Source organism: Saccharopolyspora phatthalungensis (assembly GCF_014203395.1).
Classification (GTDB): domain Bacteria; phylum Actinomycetota; class Actinomycetes; order Mycobacteriales; family Pseudonocardiaceae; genus Saccharopolyspora; species Saccharopolyspora phatthalungensis.
On sequence record NZ_JACHIW010000001.1, the window covers coordinates 2,024,651 to 2,040,694 of the forward strand.

The following is a 16,044-nucleotide window of genomic DNA, read 5'->3' on the forward strand; positions in this document are numbered from 1 at the left end:
TGCTGCGGCCTTGACACGGCGATCAATCCCCTCGGCGACTGCATATGAGCTCGTCAGACGTCGAGAAGGCCCGCGTCCTTGGCGTTGCGCGTGATGAACGAGCGCCGGGCTTCGACGTCCTCGCCCATCAGCACGCTGAACAGCTCGTCCGCGGTAGCCGCGTCGTCCAGCGAGACCTGTAGCAACAGCCGGGTCTCCGGGTTCATCGTGGTGTCCCACAGCTCGTCGGCGTTCATCTCGCCGAGACCCTTGTAGCGCTGGATGCCGTCGTCCTTGGGCAGCTTGCGGCCCGCGGCCGCGCCCTGCTCCAGCAGCGCGTCGCGCTCGCGGTCGCTGTAGGCGTACTCCGGCTCCGAACGCGGCCACTTGATCTTGTACAGCGGTGGCTGCGCGAGGAACACGTGGCCGTTCTCGATCAGCGGTCGCATGAACCGGAACAGCAGGGTCAGCAGCAGGGTGCGGATGTGCTGGCCGTCGACGTCGGCGTCGGCCATCAGCACGACCTTGTGGTAGCGCAGCTTCGACAGGTCGAACTCGTCGTGGATGCCGGTGCCCAGCGCGGTGATGATCGCCTGGACCTCGTTGTTCTTGAGGACCTTGTCGATCCGCGACTTCTCCACGTTGATGATCTTGCCGCGCAGCGGCAGGATCGCCTGGAACCGCGACTCGCGGCCTTCCTTCGCGGAGCCTCCCGCGGAGTCGCCCTCCACGACGTAGAGCTCGCATTCCTCCGGGTTGTTGGACTGGCAGTCCTTCAGCTTGCCCGGCAGGCCGCCGATGTCCATCGCGCTCTTGCGCCGCACCAGCTCCTTGGCCTTGCGCGCGGCCATCCGCGCCTGCGCCGAGGACACCGCCTTGTTGACGATCACCTTGGCCTCGGCTGGGTTGCGCTCGAACCAGTCGGTGAGCCACTCAAACGCGGTGGTCTGCACGAACGACTTGACCTCGGTGTTGCCCAGCTTGGTCTTGGTCTGGCCCTCGAACTGCGGCTCGCGGACCTTCACGGAGACGATCGCGGCCAAGCCCTCGCGGACGTCGTCGCCGGTGAGGCTGCCGTCCTTCTCCTTGAGCAGCTTCTTGTCCTTGGCGTAGGCGTTGACCACGCGGGTCAGCGCCGACCGGAAGCCTTCCTCGTGGGTACCGCCCTCATGCGTGTTGATGGTGTTCGCGAAGGTATAGACCGACTGGTTGTAGCCGGAGTTCCACTGCATCGCGATCTCCAGCTCGGAGCCCTTCCCGGCCGCGCTGAAGGAGACCACCTTCTTGTGGATCGGCTCCTTGGTGGCGTTGATGTGCCGGACGAAGTCCTCCAGGCCGCCCGGGTAGTGGAAGGTGCGCTCGGTGGCGCGCGCGGCGCTGCCGCTCGCGTCCTCACCGGCCTCGTCCTCCTCGGCGGCGCGCTCGTCGCGGAGCACGATCGTCAGACCCTTGTTCAGGAACGCCATCTCCTGCAGGCGGCGGGACACCGTCTCGGCGTTGTACCTGGTGGTCTCGAAGATCGTCGGGTCGGCCCAGAAAGTGATGCAGGTGCCGGACTTGTCGGTGCGCTCGCCGCGCTCGACGTCGGCGACCGGTTTGGAGTCCTCGTAGCGCTGCCGCCAGATGTAGCCGTCGCGGTAGATCTCCGCCTCCAAGGACATGGACAGCGCGTTGACCACCGACACACCCACGCCGTGCAGACCGCCGGAGACCGCATATGAGTCGCCGCCGAACTTGCCGCCCGCGTGCAGCACGGTCAGCACGACCTCCAGAGTCGGTTTCTTTTCCACCGGGTGCATGTCGACTGGGATGCCGCGGCCATCGTCGACGACGCGCACGCCGCCGTCGGCGAGCAGGGTGACCTCGACCTTGGATGCGTACCCGGCCATCGCCTCGTCGACGGAGTTGTCCACAACCTCCCACACCAGATGGTGCAGACCACGTTCTCCGGTCGAGCCGATGTACATGCCCGGACGCTTGCGGACGGCCTCAAGGCCCTCAAGAACGGTGATGGATGAAGCGTTGTAATCGCTCTTCTTCGGTGCCACGGGCCTCGATTTCTCCTTGAGCCGATTATGCTGTCAGGGTGATCGGTTGGTGCCGGCTCGAACACCCGCGCACCGCACCGCAGACCACTTCGGGGCGACTCGTCTGTCGGCGCCGCACCCAGATATGAGCCGACGCTCCGCGCCGCGACGATGCGATGGCGGTCGAAGGCGTCGGCCACACCCTCCACCGATTCTACTTGTCCCCTGCAGCAGAAGTAGGGCAAGGACACCCCTGACTTGCTCACAGAGCCGATAACTCGAATCGAGGCACCATCCGAGAGCCGTAAGTGGCCGTCGAGGGATCTCTGTGGCGATCGGCCGCCTGCGGGCCGCACTGTGGGCCAACCCACAGTTCTCCTCCCGGGGCGGCGCGGCCGATCGGCCCATGCACACCGGGCCAGCCGCGCAACGACGGGCTCGGTCCGGATCCTCGCACGACGGCCGCTTGCTGGATTACCTGCGCTAACGAGTTGACGACAGGGACCGCGCCGCGCCGGCCACTAGCCGTAGGTGTCACGTGGGCCGCGCCCGGGAACATGCCGGGGGCCGTGTCGCCAACTGGGCGCGGCCGGTCCCTGCACCTTGATGCGGCGCACCACATCGCGTCCGACACCGTCGCTGATCCGCTTCAGAATCTGGCGTTGCAACAGGCGCAACTGCGTGGCCCACGCGGTGGACTGGGCCTGGACGGTGAGCTCGCCGTCCTTCAACGCCACCGGCTTGGTGTGCTCGGCGACGTCGCCGCCGACCAGCGCCGCCCACTTGGCGAAGACCTGGCCACCGGAGAGGTGCTCGGTCCAGCCGCGCTCCTTGGCGATCCGGGCGGCCAGCCGCCCCAGCGGCTGCGGGTCGCGGTCGTCCGGACCGGGGCCGGACCACCCCCGGCGGCGGCGCGGACGGACACCGACACCTTTCTTCTTGGCATCGCGGCGGCGGGCCGCGGACTGCTCGCGCGCGGCCTGCAGGGCGGCACGGGCGAGGTCCGGACCGGACAGCGCGGCGCCATCGGAACCGACCGGGTGCACCGGACCGGCGGTGCTGCGCCCTGCTGATGCCGTCGGGTTATCCACACCATCCACAGAGTTATCCCCAGATGTGGGTAGTTCGGTGAGATTCCCCGCCCCGTCGATCACTCTGGGTATACTCGATCGCTGCGAACGGTCACGGGACACGTCGCACCTCGCCTTCGCGGACGTCGAAACGGACGCCGGTGAGTTCCGCCGGAACGTCCTCCGGCACCGCCGCGGTCACCAGCACCTGCTCGGCGCCGGCGACCAGATCGGCCAGCCGGGCCCGGCGGCGGCGGTCGAGCTCGGCGAAGACGTCGTCCAGGATCAACACCGGCTCGGCGCCATCTTCGGTGAGCAGGTGGTAGGAAGCCAGCCGCAACGCCAGCACGAACGACCACGATTCGCCGTGGCTGGCGTAGCCCTTCGCGGGCAGCCCGCCGAGCAGCAGCTCCAGGTCGTCGCGGTGCGGTCCGACCAGGGACACGCCGCGGTCGATCTCCTGCGACCGGACCCGTTCCAGCTCGGTGAGCATGGCCGATTCCAGGTCGGCCACGTCGGCGGCCTTGCCCAACGGCACGCCGTACCCCTCGGGCAGCGACTCGCTGAGACTGCTGCGGTAGCGGACCTCAGCCACCCGACCGGACGGCGCGGTCGCCTCGTCGGTGGCCGCGACGTTGGCATATGCGCTGGTCACGTGCGGGGTGATGGCGGCGACCAGGTCGAGTCGACCGGCCAGCAGCTCGGCGCCGTACCGGGCCAAGTGGCCGTCCCAGACCTCTAGTGTCCGCAGGTCCGCCGAGCCGCCGCCCTTGCGTGCCGCGCCCGCGGACTTCAGCAGGGCGCTTCGTTGCTTGAGCACACGGTCGTAGTCGGCGCGGACACCGGCGTATCGAGGTGACCGCGCGACCAGCAGGTCGTCGAGAAACCGGCGGCGCTCGCCCGGATCGCCGCGGACGATCGCGAGGTCTTCCGGGGCGAACAGGACAGTGCGCAGGATGCCCAGCACGTCGCGCGGTTTGGCGGCGGCGCCACGGTTGATCCGCGCGCGGTTGGCCTTGCCGGGCGTGATCTCCAGCTCGACCAGCAGCTCACGTCCGCTATTGACGACCGCGGCCCGCACGACAGCGCGCAGCGCGCCGTCGCGGACCAGCGGCGCATCGGTGGCGACGCGGTGCGAGCCGAGCGTCGCGACGTATCCGATCGCCTCGACCAGGTTCGTCTTGCCCTGTCCGTTGGCCCCGACCAGCACCGTGACCCCCGGCTCCAGAGCCAGGTCGACGTGCGGCCACGACCGGAAGTCGGTCACTTGCAGATGGCGGACGTACACGGCGGTCCAACTTAGTCGTCGATCCCCCCGGCCCCGCGCTGCTCACCACAACACGAGGTCGGTCGGCTACTGAAGAAACGGCCAGCTCGCCTCGCTCGAAGAGGTCAGCGGTGGCGTTCGCTCCACGAGTCGGGTGCCGAGCCGATCGAGGTGAGCGGGCTGTTCGCGCCGATAGACGAGGCGATGCGGCCGCTGGCTCACGCTCGGCGACTTGTCGACAGATCGCCATCGCGACCTGTGGACACTGCGGTCGGTAGGTCTATTTGTCGACAAATCGACCTACCGACCGCGGCGCGGGTCAGTCCTCGGTCGCTGCTACGGCGTGGCCACCGAACTGGTTGCGCAGCGCCGCGACCGCCTTCATGGCCGGGGAGTCCTCCTGACGCGAGGCGAACCGGGCGAACAGCGAAGCGGTGATGACCGGGGTGGGCACGGCGTTCTTGATCGACTCCTCCACGGTCCAGCGCCCCTCGCCGGAGTCGTTGACGTAACCGCGCAGCTCGGCTAATCCCGGGTCCTCGTCTAACGCGCGGACCAGCAGGTCCAGCAGCCAGGAGCGGACCACGGTGCCCCGGCTCCACGCCTTGATCGTCTCCGGCACATTGGTGACCACGTCCGAGGCGGACAGCAGTTCGAAGCCCTCCGCGTAGGCCTGCATCAGGCCGTACTCGATGCCGTTGTGAACCATCTTCGCGTAATGCCCGGCGCCGACCGGACCAGCGTGCGCGAAGCTTTCTTCGCGCGGACCCTCCGGACGCAGCGCGTCGAAGATCGGCATGGCGCGCTCGATGTCCTCGGGGTCGCCGCCGGCCATCAGGCCGTAACCGTTCTGGGCACCCCACACGCCGCCGGAAACCCCGACATCGACGTACTTGATGCCGCGCTCGGCAAGCAGGGCGGAGTTGGCCTGGTCATCGGTGAACTTCGAGTTGCCGCCCTCGATCACCAGGTCGCCGTCCGCCAGCAGTCCGGCGAGCTCCTCGACGGTCTGCCGGGTCGGGTCGCCGTGCGGCACCATGATCCAGACGATTCGCGGGCCGGCCAGCTTCCGCACCAGCTCCGCGATGGAAGCGACGTCGCTGACGTCCGGGTTGCGGTCGTAACCGACGACGTCGTGACCGGCGGCACGCAGCCGTTCACGCATGTTGAAACCCATTCGGCCGAGACCGACAAGTCCAAGTTGCACCGGATCTCCCTCTGCGAGCTGTGTTTCGACTGGTTGGTCGGCGCGCATGGCCGGCCGCGGGGCTGGACCTCACCAGCTGAATCGATCCGACCGGAGCCTATCGACCGACATCGGAGGCTCCGGCCGGGCGTGCGCCGGATGTGACTCAGATCAGCCCGGGAGGCGGACAGGCATCAGGAGGTAGAGGTAGCCCTCCGTTACTGCTCCATCCTCCCCGACCGGCTTGACCAGTGCGGGGCGGTTGGCGGTGGTGAACTGCAGCTGGGCCCGTTCGGTCTTCATCGCGCCAAGGCCGTCGAGCAGGTAGGCCGGATTGAAGGCGATGGTCAGCGGCTCGCCGACCAGCTCGACCGCGAGCTCCTCTTCGGCGCTGCCCTCGTCGTCACCGCCGGCGGTCAGCCGCAGCACCCGATCGGAGAACTCCAGCCGAACCTGGGTGCCACGCTCGGCGACCAGCGACACGCGCTTGATCGCCTCTACCAGCGGTGCGACGTCGACGTTCGCGGTCACCGCACTCTCGGCGGGCAGCAGCTGGCGGTACTTCGGGAACTCCGCGTCCAGCAGCCTGGTGGTGGTGCGGCGCGCGGTCCCGGACAACCCGAGCAAACCGTCGCCGGATGCCAGCGAGATCTCCACCTTGCTGCCACCGGTGCCCAGCGTCTTCGCCGAGTCGGCGAGGGTCTTGGCCGGGACGAGCACCGAGGTGTCGGTGATCGACGTACCCGGTTCCCAGGTGATCTCGCGCATCGCGAGGCGGAACCGGTCGGTGGCGACCATGGTCAGCTTGTCCGCGTTGATCTCCATCCGGATGCCGGTGAGCATCGGCAGCGTGTCGTCCTTGCCGGCCGCCACCGCGACCTGGCCGACGGCCTCGCTGAACAGATCGCCGGGCACCGAACCGGCGTGTTCCGGCATCGCGGGCAGTTCCGGGTAGTCCTCGACCGGCATGGTCGGCAGGCTGAACCGGGAGCTGCCGCAGGTGATGGTGACGCGGGAGCCGTCGACGGTGATTTCCACCGGACGGGCCGGGAGCGCCTTGGTGATGTCGGCCAGCAGCCGCCCGGAAACCAGCGTGCGTCCGCTGGCATCGATCGAGGCGTCGGTGGTGACCTGCGCCGAGACCTCGTAGTCGAACCCGGAGATGGTCAGCGCCTCCCCGGAGCTCGCGTCGAGCAGCACCCCGCCCAGCACCGGAACCGGTGGCCGCGACGGCAGGCTGCGCGCGACCCAGGCGACGGCGTCGGCGAGACCGTCACGTTCCACGCGGATCTTCATGGGTGTCCTTTCGGTTCCAGCCGTGGCTCGGCTGCCGGAGAACTGTGTCGAGCTGGAGCGAAGCAGCTCATCGGGTCGGTGTGCTTCGTGCCCACGCAGCGAGGGCGAAGCGATCCCCCACGAGCGCCGTGCACGCGAAGTCAGACCCGAGCCCGAAGTTCACGGGCGACCTTCGCGGGAGTTCCACCGTAGAGCGTGCGACGTGATCGCCGCATCCGGGTCCGAGCACTCGGTGAGGCCGTCCAGGGGGCCGCGGCCGAGTTATCCACTTATCCACCGAGCCTTCTTCTCTTTTTCTTTTTTCTTCAAAGAGAAGAAATGACCGCAGTAGTAGTAAGGGCTGTGAGTTGTGGGGACAAGTGTCGTTTGGGCTGGTCGGATGGCGTGGCTGGGTGTGGATGAACACGGGAAGTAACCGGGGACTACGACAACCGGGTGGTGGACAACTTTTGCTTCCCCTCGGTTCATCCACAGCTACCCCGAGTTGTCCACAGTTCCATCCACAGTTGTTGGCCCAGTTGTACCCAACCCCTGTTGGTTTTCGGCCTCTCCACCGATCAGGTTGTGGGCAAAGCTGTGGGAGCGTTGTGATCAACTCGGCCTCACCATGTGGGCAGCTTCCCCCAGCTTGTGCACAGCTTGTGGATGGTTTGGGGAAAACTCCAGGTCAGCCCTGGGGATAGCGAATCTGTGGACAACTCACCCGGCGGCAGACTTTTTTGCCGATGGGGTGAGGCGAAGACCACCCCGGCCCGCAGAAAAGTTCGGCGCCCCAACACCCGTCCGCGACAGCGGAGCGCGCTTGATCAACCTCGGAACGTGGTGGTTTGCTGTCCCGGCGGGTCCCGCGGGAGCTCGATGCGCCCAGAACCCGGGCTTGTGGAGGCCGCCGTGGAAGCCCGAAGTTTTCTGCTGAGGGCGGCTGATCCGACCCGGCTGGTCCAACAGAAAGATCCCGGCGCGCTTGACGGTACCCAGGGGCGCCGCGCGCGAAGCGGGGCAACATTCCTGCCGCCCGGCAATCGGTGACCGCCGCTCCCGGCCCGGTGACGCGTCGCCGGACCGATGGCCTACGACGTTCGGCGACGCGCCTTTCTGTTGTCCTGGGTGCCTCACGCCGGGGCGGGGCGGCAGAAAGATCCGCCGCGCTCGCCGTAGGGGATCACACCAGGCGTGCCGCGTTAGGGCCACAGCGGGCTTCTATGCGCGCGGGCCTTCTGGCCACGGGCATTTGCGAAGCAGGGATAGCCCAACGCGCGCAACGTCAGGCGGAACTACCTGGGAATCCTCGAAAGATCAGCGCGACTGCTGCTTGATGCGAGCGGTCAGCTCCTGGACGTGCTCGTAGATGCGCCGCCGCTCGGCCATCTCCTTGCGGATCTTCTTGTCCGCGTACATCACCGTGGTGTGGTCGCGGCCGCCGAAGTACTGGCCGATCTTGGGCAGCGACGAGTCGGTCAGCTCGCGGCACAGGTACATCGCGATCTGCCGGGCCTGCGCCAATGCCTTGGTCTTGCCCGGCCCGCACAGGTCGTCGATGGTCACACCGAAGTAGTCCGCGGTCACCGCCATGATCGTCGGCGGGGTGATCTCCGGGGTCTGCGAGTCCGGGATCAGGTCGCGCAGCACGATCTCGGCCAGCTGCAGGTCCACCGGCTGGCGGTTCAGCGACGCGAACGCGGTGACCCGGATCAGGGCCCCCTCCAGTTCGCGGATGTTGCGTTCGATCCGGGAGGCGATGAACTCCAGCACGTCGGCCGGCGCGTTCATCCGGTCCTGCGCGGCTTTCTTGCGCAGAATCGCGATCCGGGTCTCCAGCTCCGGCGGCTGGATGTCGGTGATCAGGCCCCACTCGAACCGGGTGCGCAGCCGGTCCTCCAGGGTGCGCAGCCCCTTCGGCGGCCGGTCCGAGGACACCACGATCTGCTTGTTCGAGTTGTGCAGCGTGTTGAAGGTGTGGAAGAACTCCTCCTGGGTTCCTTCCTTTCCTTCCAAGAACTGGATGTCGTCCACCAGCAGCACGTCAACGTCGCGGTACCGGCGCTGAAACGCCACCTGCCGGTCGTCGCGCAGCGAGTTGATGAAGTCGTTGGTGAATTCCTCGGTGGACACGTAGCGGACCCGCATCCCGGGGAACAAGCGCTGCGCGTAGTGCCCGACCGCATGCAACAGGTGCGTCTTGCCGAGCCCGGACTCACCCCAGATGAACAGCGGGTTGTAGGCGCGGGCCGGAGCTTCGGCCGCTGCGACGGCGGCGGCGTGCGCGAACCGGTTCGAGGAACCGATGACGAATGTGTCGAAGGTGTACTTCGCGTTCAGCCGCGTCTGCGAGGTCGGCGGCGCGTTCTTCGGCGCCGTGAACGGCTGGCCCTGCTGCGGCTCGCCCGGTTGACCGGCCCGGCCGAAGGTCGGCCAGATCTCGCTGCCGGTTTCCTGGCTCTCCGCCTCGGGCCCGGCCGTTTCCGGCTCGCCCTCGGCCTCGCCGTCACCCTCCAACGGCTGCGGCATCTCGCCGTTCGGCCACTTGAAATCGGCCGTCGGGAATTCGATCTCGGGGGAAGAATCCGGCGGGGCGTGCCGACCCTCGTTGGTGGGCACCGGCCCGATGATGGAGCCGCTGTGCGAGGTCTGCCCGAACGCCTCGGCCGCACGGCCGAAGCCCGGCACCGAGATGTACGTAGGAGACGGCTGATCGGCACCGGCCGCGGAGCCGCGCCCCGACCAGGATTCGGCCGGAGCGGGCGCTGCGACGGGTCGGGTCGGTGCGGGAACCGCAGTGTCCACCTTCACCGCCAACGACACGGCGCGGCCGAGCCGACGGGACAACGCGTCGGTGATCGGGTCGCGCAGCGCGCGCTCAATGGCTTCCTTGGCGAAATCGCTGGGCGCGGCGAGCAATGCGGTACCGTCCAGCAGCCCGATCGGCCGGGTCACCCGCATCCAAGCGCGTTGTTGAGGTGAGAGCGTGCCGGAGGACAGCTCCTGCACCACCTCTTCCCAAACTCGACCGAGATCGGCTTGGTGGTCGGACACCGCCTTGCTCCCCTCCCCTCGCTCGCGCAGCCCCCGGTGCGGTCCCGGGGCCTGGCTCCCACGGTGCTCGGGTGCGGGCGGTGTCACGGGACGGTGGGGCCATACTCTGGCGGGCACCGATCCACGCAGGTGTCCACAGAGTTGTCCACAACTTGTGTATGAAGGTACGGCAGGCCGCTTCGGTGATCCCCCCTGGGGCCGTTGTACCGCTGCGATCGAGGTCAGGGTCCCTGCCGAGGCCGGTGCTCCCACCCACCGGCTGCGTATCGCAGGGGGGCACGCTAACAAGGCCGGGCCACGCTCACAAGCAACATCCCGGAGATGCCGGGAAGATCGTGATGTGGCAGCCTTGACGGCGAGTCGGCGACCCCGGTTGTGCGTCCCCTGTTGCCACTGCGTACTCTCGTATAGTCCCCCGCTTCCTGAGCGGGCACGTCGCTGCGCCGATATTCCGGCGCCGTGCACCGCTCGGTGTCGCCGGTGGCCGCACGGATGGCGACTGCGACTCACGAAACAGGGACACCTTGACCGAACCGTGGTTCACCGTGGCCATCGGTGCCTGTAGTAACCGGGAGATCCGACCGTGAGCAAGGGCAAGCGCACTTTCCAGCCGAACAACCGCCGCCGTGCCAGGAAGCACGGGTTCCGGCTGCGCATGCGCACTCGGGCCGGCCGAGCCATCGTGGCCACGCGCCGTCGCCGGGGTCGCGCGCAGCTGACTGCCTGATCGCGCCCGGCCGTGCTTCCCGCGGCAGCCCGGCTGACCAAGAGCCAGGACTTCCGCCTGGTGGTCCGGCGTGGTCGCCGGGCCGGGCGGCCCCGGTTGGTGGTCCACGTGCTGCGTCCGGACCAGGCCCGGGGCCCCGGCCCGAACCGCACCGGCGCGGCCTTGCCGGAAGCCGACGCGAATACGGCACCCACCCGGAAATCGGATGTCTCGACCCGGGTGGGTTTTGTCGTAAGCAAGGCCGTGGGCACGGCCGTGGTTCGGCACCGGGTCGCCCGCCGCCTCCGACACCTGATGCGCGACCGCCTACCGGCGTTGCCCGCTGGCACACTGGTGGTTGTCCGCGCCCTGCCCCCGGCAGCAGGAGCGTCCAGCCGCGAACTCGGTGCGGACCTCGATGCGGGGCTGCGCAAGCTCCGCATCCTCGATCCCGATGTTCCGGCGACGGGTTCCAGATGATGGCTCCGGACGAACGGCACGATGACAGGCTCCGCGCCCCCGCTCGGCGCCCGAGCCCGCTTGCGTGGGTGCTGCTCGGTCCGGTGCACGTTTACCGCAAGGTGATCTCCCCGCTGCTACTGCCGACGTGTCGCTTCTACCCGAGTTGCAGCGCGTACGCGGTCGAGGCGCTCACGGTGCACGGCCTGTTCCGCGGTGGCTGGTTGACCCTGCGCAGGCTGTTGCGCTGCGGCCCCTGGCACCCTGGAGGTCTGGACCCGGTTCCGCCGCCCCGCGAGCGGTTCGCGTCGAGCGACCCCGTTGGTGCCCGTAAACCCGAGAAACCTGCCGAGGAGTAGCACGCGTGCTGGATTTCATCTACTACCCGGTGTCGGCCATTCTTTGGTTCTGGCACAAGGTGTTCGGCTTCGTGCTCGATCCGGCCAGCGGCTACGCCTGGGCACTGGCGGTCATGTTCCTCGTCTTCACGCTGCGTGCGCTGCTGTTCAAGCCGTTCGTGCACCAGGTGCGGTCGATGAAGAAGATGCAGGAGTTCGCGCCGCAGATCCGCGAGTTGCAGGCCAAGTACGGCGACGACCGGCAGAAGCTGGCCACGGAGATGCAGAAGCTGCAGGCCGAGCAGGGCTTCAATCCGATCAGCGGGTGCCTGCCGATGCTGGTGCAGATCCCGGTGTTCATCGGCCTCTTCCACGTGCTCAACGGGTTCAAGCCGGGCGCGCCGTCCAACTTCATCTTCAACGCCGATGACGTCGCCTCGTTCGTGGCCGCCGACCTGTTCGGCGCGAAGCTGTCGAACACCATCAGCCAGTCCCCCGAGGTGCTCGCCACGTTCGGCACCGACCGGCTGGAAATGATGCTGGTCGGCGTGCCGCTGATGATCGCCGCCGCGATCGCCACGCACTTCACCGCGCGCCACTCGGTGCAGCGGCAGACGGCCGACGCGGCGGCGAACCCGCAGGCCGCGGTGATGAACCGGATGACGCTGTGGATCTTCCCGATGTTCGCGATCATCGGCGGCCCGTTCCTGCCGCTGGCCATCCTGCTCTACTGGCTGGCCAACAACTTCTGGACGCTGGGTCAGCAGCGAGTGGTGTACCGGCGGATTGACCGCGAGGAGGCTGCGCTGGCTGGCGCGCCCGCGGTCGTCGAATCCACTGTCGTGGAGGCCGACACCATCCGGGCGGCGGACCCGGCGGCCAAGGACGAACCCGGTGAGATCCCCGGGGTGATCGAAGACCGTTCTCGCGACACGGGCAAGCCGGGCGAGTCCCGCTGAGTTCGTCGCGAACCCTGGAGAGGAGACACCTAGTGTCCGAAACCATGCAGGAGTCGAGCCCGTCCTCGGCCGAGCCCCAGACCGACACCGCTGAAGCCGCCGCGACGTCGGTCGAGGCCGCGGCCGAGGCATCGAACACCGAGGCCCTCCTGGTGCAGGAGGGCGACATCGCGGGTGATTACCTGGAGCGACTGCTCGACCTGCTGGACTACGACGGGGACATCGACCTCGACGTGGAAGCCGGCCGGGCGGTGGTGAGCATCGACGGCGGCGACGATCTGGAGAAGCTGGTCGGCGGGCGCGGCCAGGTGCTGGAGGCGCTGCAGGAGCTGACCCGGCTCGCGGTGCAGCAGGAGACCGGCGTCCGCAGTCGGCTGATGCTGGACGTTGCGGGCTGGCGGGCCGGTCGTCGTCGGGAGCTGACAGAGCTCGGGCGTTCGACGGCCGAGGGCGTGCTGGAGACCGGTAAGGAGGCGCGGCTGCGCCCGATGACGCCGTTCGAACGGAAGATCATCCATGACGCGGTTGCGGCCGTGGACGGCGTGCACAGCGAGAGCGAAGGCGAAGAGCCGAACCGCAAGGTCGTCGTCTTCAAGAGCTAACCCCCTACCCCACCGGTGCCCCCGCGGTCTTCGGGCCGACGGGGGCACCGCTGTATTCGGGCTGCGTTTTCATGTTGAAACACATGCAGCGGGCGAATGGACGCCCGGCCCGTTCCGAGGGTCGGCAATCGCTTCCGAATCGGACGCTGCCGATTTCCCCGTTCACCCGGCCGGATCGCTTCAACGTCCAGGTGCGGTTTCACGTGAAACATGGGTTGCCGTTCGACTGCGGACCGCGATCCGGCAGGCTTAGGTGAACACACCTGGTTCCACGTGAAACATCGACACGGGGTGAATGCTTTGACCGAAGGTGCGCCGTCGGTGGCGCGGGTCGTATTCGGTGAGCGATTGGCGTTAGCGGAACGCTTCGTCGAGTTGCTCCGGGAGCACGGAATCCAGCGCGGCCTGGTCGGCCCGCGTGAACTGGACCGGCTCTGGGAAAGACATTTGCTGAACTCTGCGGTTATCGCGGAGTTGCTGCCACCGAATTGCCGGGTGTTGGACGTAGGCTCTGGGGCAGGGTTGCCGGGTGTCCCGTTGGCGATCGCCCGCCCGGATCTCAACCTGACCCTGTTGGAGCCGATGGCTCGACGGGTGACGTGGTTGCAGGAAGTCATCACCGAGTTGGCGCTCACCGTCGAGGTGGTGCGTGGACGTGCCGAGGAGGGCCCGGTGCGCGAACGGCTGGCCGATCAGGACTCCGTGACAGCACGCGCCGTGGCACCGATGGAACGGCTCGCGAAGTGGTGCCTCCCACTGCTGCGGCCGGGCGGCCGGCTGCTCGCCATGAAGGGCGAGAGCGCGGCGGAAGAACTCGACCGGGATGCGGCGGCGATCGCTGCGGCCGGTGGAGGCGGCGGCGAAGTGGTGTCGTGCGGCGTCGGTGTGCTTGAGGTGCCGACGACCGTTGTCGTGGTGGAGCGGGTCGCGGCGGCCCGAAATGCGTCCGGTCGGCGTCGTGACGATGCACGTCGAACGAGAAAGGATCGTGGACGGTGAATCCGGAGTCAAACGGAGCGGGTCGAGTTTCACGTGAAACGAAGGGGCGTGCGATGGGCGGTTTGCGGTTCCCGTCCGCGCCGGGCGGTGGCGACTCGGCGGCGAACTTCGGCAGGGACGACATCGGCTGGACTCCGATCATGGAGGAGGCCCAGCGGGCGACGCGGGTCCTGCACCCGGATGCCCTGGAACTCCCCCGCCCCACCCACCGGCGGATCATCACCGTCGCCAATCAGAAGGGCGGCGTCGGCAAGACGACGAGCACGGTGAACCTCGCGGCGGGTCTCGCGCTGCACGGGCTCAACGTGCTGGTGATCGACCTGGACCCGCAGGGCAACGCGAGCACCGCGCTGGGCGTAGAGCACCGCTCCGGCGTCCCGTCGGTGTACGAGGTGCTGCTGGGCGAGATCGGCATCGCGGATGCCGCGGCGCAGAGTACCCAGTCGAAGAACCTGTGGTGCGTGCCGGCGACGATCGACCTGGCGGGCTCGGAGATCGAGCTCGTCACGATGGTGGCGCGGGAAGGCCGGTTGAAGGAGGCGCTTAACTCCGAGGCGGTGGACCAGCTCGCGCCCGACTACGTCTTCATCGACTGCCCGCCATCGCTGGGCCTGCTCACCGTGAACGCGTTGGTCGCCGCCCATGAGGTCCTGATCCCGATCCAGTGCGAGTACTACGCGCTGGAGGGCCTCGGCCAGCTACTGCGCAACATCGAGCTGGTGCAGGCGCACCTGAACCCGGCCCTTTGGGTGTCGACGATTTTGCTGACCATGTACGACGGCCGGACCAAGTTGGCGGATCAGGTCACCGCCGAGGTGCGCGGGCACTTCGGCGACCTGGCGCTGCGCACCGTGATCCCGCGGAGCGTGAAGATCTCCGAGGCGCCCGGCTTCGGCCAGACGGTGCTGACGTACGACCCGGGCTCGCGCGGCTCGATGAGTTACCTGGACGCCGCTCGGGAGATCGCCGAACGAGGTGCCGAGAGGAAGACAGCATGACCGAGCGTCGAGGTGGCCTTGGGCGCGGCATCGCCGCGCTGATCCCCAGCGGTCCCCCAGCGGGGGCCGATGGCGCCGCGCTGCGCAGCCCGGTGCTCCGCGGCTCGAAGCCCGCCGAGCCCGTGGAGCCCGTGGGGGAGCCGGTTTCACGTGAAACCGGCGGGACCGTGGCCGGTGCGGTGTACCGCGAGATCGCCATCTCCTCGATCACGCCCAACCCGAAGCAACCGCGTCAGGTCTTCGACGAGGAGGCGCTGCACGAGCTGCAGCACTCCATCCGCGAGTTCGGCCTGATGCAGCCCATCGTGGTGCGCGAGCTGGAGACCGACCATTTCGAGCTGATCATGGGAGAGCGCCGGTGGCGCGCCTCCCAGCTGGCCGGGCTGGAGTTCATCCCGGCGATCGTCCGCAAGACGCAGGACGACGAGCTGCTCCGGGATGCGTTGCTGGAGAACATCCACCGGGTGCAACTCAACCCGCTCGAAGAGGCGTCTGCCTACCAGCAGCTGCTGGAGGAGTTCGGCGTGACGCACGACGAGCTAGCCGACCGGATCGGTCGCAGCCGTCCGGTCATCACCAACACCATCCGGCTGTTGCGACTGCCGATGCCGGTGCAGCGGCGGGTGGCGGCCGGCGTGCTCTCGGCCGGGCACGCCCGGGCGCTGCTCGGCCTGGACGACGCCGGGACCCAGGAGGAGCTTGCCAAGCGGATCGTCGCGGAGGGCATGTCGGTCCGGGCGACGGAGGAGGCGGTGACTCTCCAGAAGTCGAATGGCCCGGTGAAGGAGAAGACCGCGGCGAAGAAGCCGATCCAGGCCCCCGGCTTCGATCGGTTGGCCGATCGGCTGTCGAACCACTTCGACACGACCGTCAAGGTGGAGCGAGGTCGGCGGAAGGGCCGGATCGTCGTCGAGTTCGGGTCGATCGACGATCTTGAGCGACTCGCGGAGTTGATCTTGGGTGATCAGGCACGTGAAATCAACGAGCGATGACACCGAAGTCTTTCGTCACGGTGACGATGACGATCTGTAGTTGAATTGCTCCAGATGGTGATCGAAGGGCCGGGTCTGGCCGTCCATTTGCGACCCCCAAACAAGAGGGCCGGTCTCGTTGGAGACCGGCCCG

14 protein-coding genes are annotated in these 16,044 nt (G+C 68.0%); 8 read left to right on the forward strand and 6 right to left on the reverse strand.

What is annotated here, in order from left to right; translation table 11 throughout:
• Positions 1-53: 53 nt before the first annotated feature.
• The 6 genes from gyrB to dnaA all read right to left on the reverse strand — a co-directional run bounded on the left by gyrB (position 54) and on the right by dnaA (position 9,858).
• Positions 54-2,027, reverse strand: a complete 1,974-nt coding sequence (gyrB, locus tag BJ970_RS09005) for a DNA topoisomerase (ATP-hydrolyzing) subunit B (RefSeq protein WP_184725836.1) — start codon at positions 2,025-2,027, stop codon at positions 54-56.
• Between the two features lie 500 nt (positions 2,028-2,527).
• The gene (locus tag BJ970_RS09010; RefSeq protein WP_184728973.1) at positions 2,528-3,097 is read right to left on the reverse strand and encodes a DciA family protein; all 570 of its coding nucleotides are present in this window, start codon (positions 3,095-3,097) and stop codon (positions 2,528-2,530) included.
• Positions 3,098-3,188: 91 nt separating this feature from the next.
• The gene (recF, locus tag BJ970_RS09015; protein WP_184725839.1) at positions 3,189-4,364 is read right to left on the reverse strand and encodes a DNA replication/repair protein RecF; all 1,176 of its coding nucleotides are present in this window, start codon (positions 4,362-4,364) and stop codon (positions 3,189-3,191) included.
• Between the two features lie 298 nt (positions 4,365-4,662).
• Positions 4,663-5,550, reverse strand: a complete 888-nt coding sequence (gene gnd / locus BJ970_RS09020; protein ID WP_184725841.1) for a phosphogluconate dehydrogenase (NAD(+)-dependent, decarboxylating) — start codon at positions 5,548-5,550, stop codon at positions 4,663-4,665.
• Positions 5,551-5,700: 150 nt separating this feature from the next.
• The gene (gene dnaN / locus BJ970_RS09025) at positions 5,701-6,825 is read right to left on the reverse strand and encodes a DNA polymerase III subunit beta (RefSeq protein WP_184725843.1); all 1,125 of its coding nucleotides are present in this window, start codon (positions 6,823-6,825) and stop codon (positions 5,701-5,703) included.
• Positions 6,826-8,121: 1,296 nt separating this feature from the next.
• Positions 8,122-9,858 (reverse strand): chromosomal replication initiator protein DnaA, encoded by a 1,737-nt coding sequence (gene dnaA, locus BJ970_RS09030; RefSeq protein ID WP_184725845.1) that lies wholly within the window; start codon positions 9,856-9,858, stop codon positions 8,122-8,124.
• 583 nt (positions 9,859-10,441) lie between these two features.
• Between dnaA and rpmH the strand changes: the two genes are divergently transcribed.
• The 8 genes from rpmH to BJ970_RS09070 all read left to right on the forward strand — a co-directional run bounded on the left by rpmH (position 10,442) and on the right by BJ970_RS09070 (position 15,911).
• The gene (rpmH, locus tag BJ970_RS09035; protein ID WP_184725847.1) at positions 10,442-10,585 is read left to right on the forward strand and encodes a 50S ribosomal protein L34; all 144 of its coding nucleotides are present in this window, start codon (positions 10,442-10,444) and stop codon (positions 10,583-10,585) included.
• Positions 10,586-10,597: 12 nt separating this feature from the next.
• Positions 10,598-11,044, forward strand: a complete 447-nt coding sequence (gene rnpA / locus BJ970_RS09040; RefSeq protein WP_184725848.1) for a ribonuclease P protein component — start codon at positions 10,598-10,600, stop codon at positions 11,042-11,044.
• Complete coding sequence (yidD, locus tag BJ970_RS09045; RefSeq protein WP_184728974.1) at positions 11,044-11,382, forward strand: membrane protein insertion efficiency factor YidD; 339 nt, start codon at positions 11,044-11,046, stop codon at positions 11,380-11,382. Before rnpA ends, yidD begins: the two co-directional genes overlap by 1 nt.
• 5 nt (positions 11,383-11,387) lie before the next feature.
• A complete protein-coding gene (yidC, locus tag BJ970_RS09050) occupies positions 11,388-12,320 on the forward strand; it encodes a membrane protein insertase YidC (RefSeq protein ID WP_184725850.1) in 933 nt (310 codons plus the stop codon).
• Positions 12,321-12,364: 44 nt separating this feature from the next.
• Positions 12,365-12,922, forward strand: coding sequence for a Jag family protein (locus tag BJ970_RS09055; RefSeq protein ID WP_221467707.1), 558 nt, complete (start codon positions 12,365-12,367; stop codon positions 12,920-12,922).
• A 321-nt stretch (positions 12,923-13,243) separates the two neighbouring features.
• On the forward strand, positions 13,244-13,921 hold the full coding sequence (rsmG, locus tag BJ970_RS09060) for a 16S rRNA (guanine(527)-N(7))-methyltransferase RsmG (RefSeq protein ID WP_312864167.1): 678 nt from the start codon (positions 13,244-13,246) through the stop codon (positions 13,919-13,921).
• Between the two features lie 53 nt (positions 13,922-13,974).
• The gene (locus tag BJ970_RS09065; RefSeq protein WP_376775009.1) at positions 13,975-14,919 is read left to right on the forward strand and encodes a ParA family protein; all 945 of its coding nucleotides are present in this window, start codon (positions 13,975-13,977) and stop codon (positions 14,917-14,919) included.
• Positions 14,916-15,911, forward strand: a complete 996-nt coding sequence (locus BJ970_RS09070) for a ParB/RepB/Spo0J family partition protein (protein WP_184725854.1) — start codon at positions 14,916-14,918, stop codon at positions 15,909-15,911. Before BJ970_RS09065 ends, BJ970_RS09070 begins: the two co-directional genes overlap by 4 nt.
• Positions 15,912-16,044 lie beyond the last annotated feature (133 nt).

Coding starts and splice junctions, on each gene's coding strand:
- BJ970_RS09070 (WP_184725854.1), top strand. CDS start 14,916: ATGACCGAGCGTCGAGGTGGCCTTGGGCGCGGCATCGCCGCGCTGATC.
- BJ970_RS09055 (WP_221467707.1), top strand. CDS start 12,365: ATGCAGGAGTCGAGCCCGTCCTCGGCCGAGCCCCAGACCGACACCGCT.
- yidD (WP_184728974.1), top strand. CDS start 11,044: ATGGCTCCGGACGAACGGCACGATGACAGGCTCCGCGCCCCCGCTCGG.
- dnaN (WP_184725843.1), bottom strand. CDS start 6,825: ATGAAGATCCGCGTGGAACGTGACGGTCTCGCCGACGCCGTCGCCTGG.
- BJ970_RS09065 (WP_376775009.1), top strand. CDS start 13,975: ATGGGCGGTTTGCGGTTCCCGTCCGCGCCGGGCGGTGGCGACTCGGCG.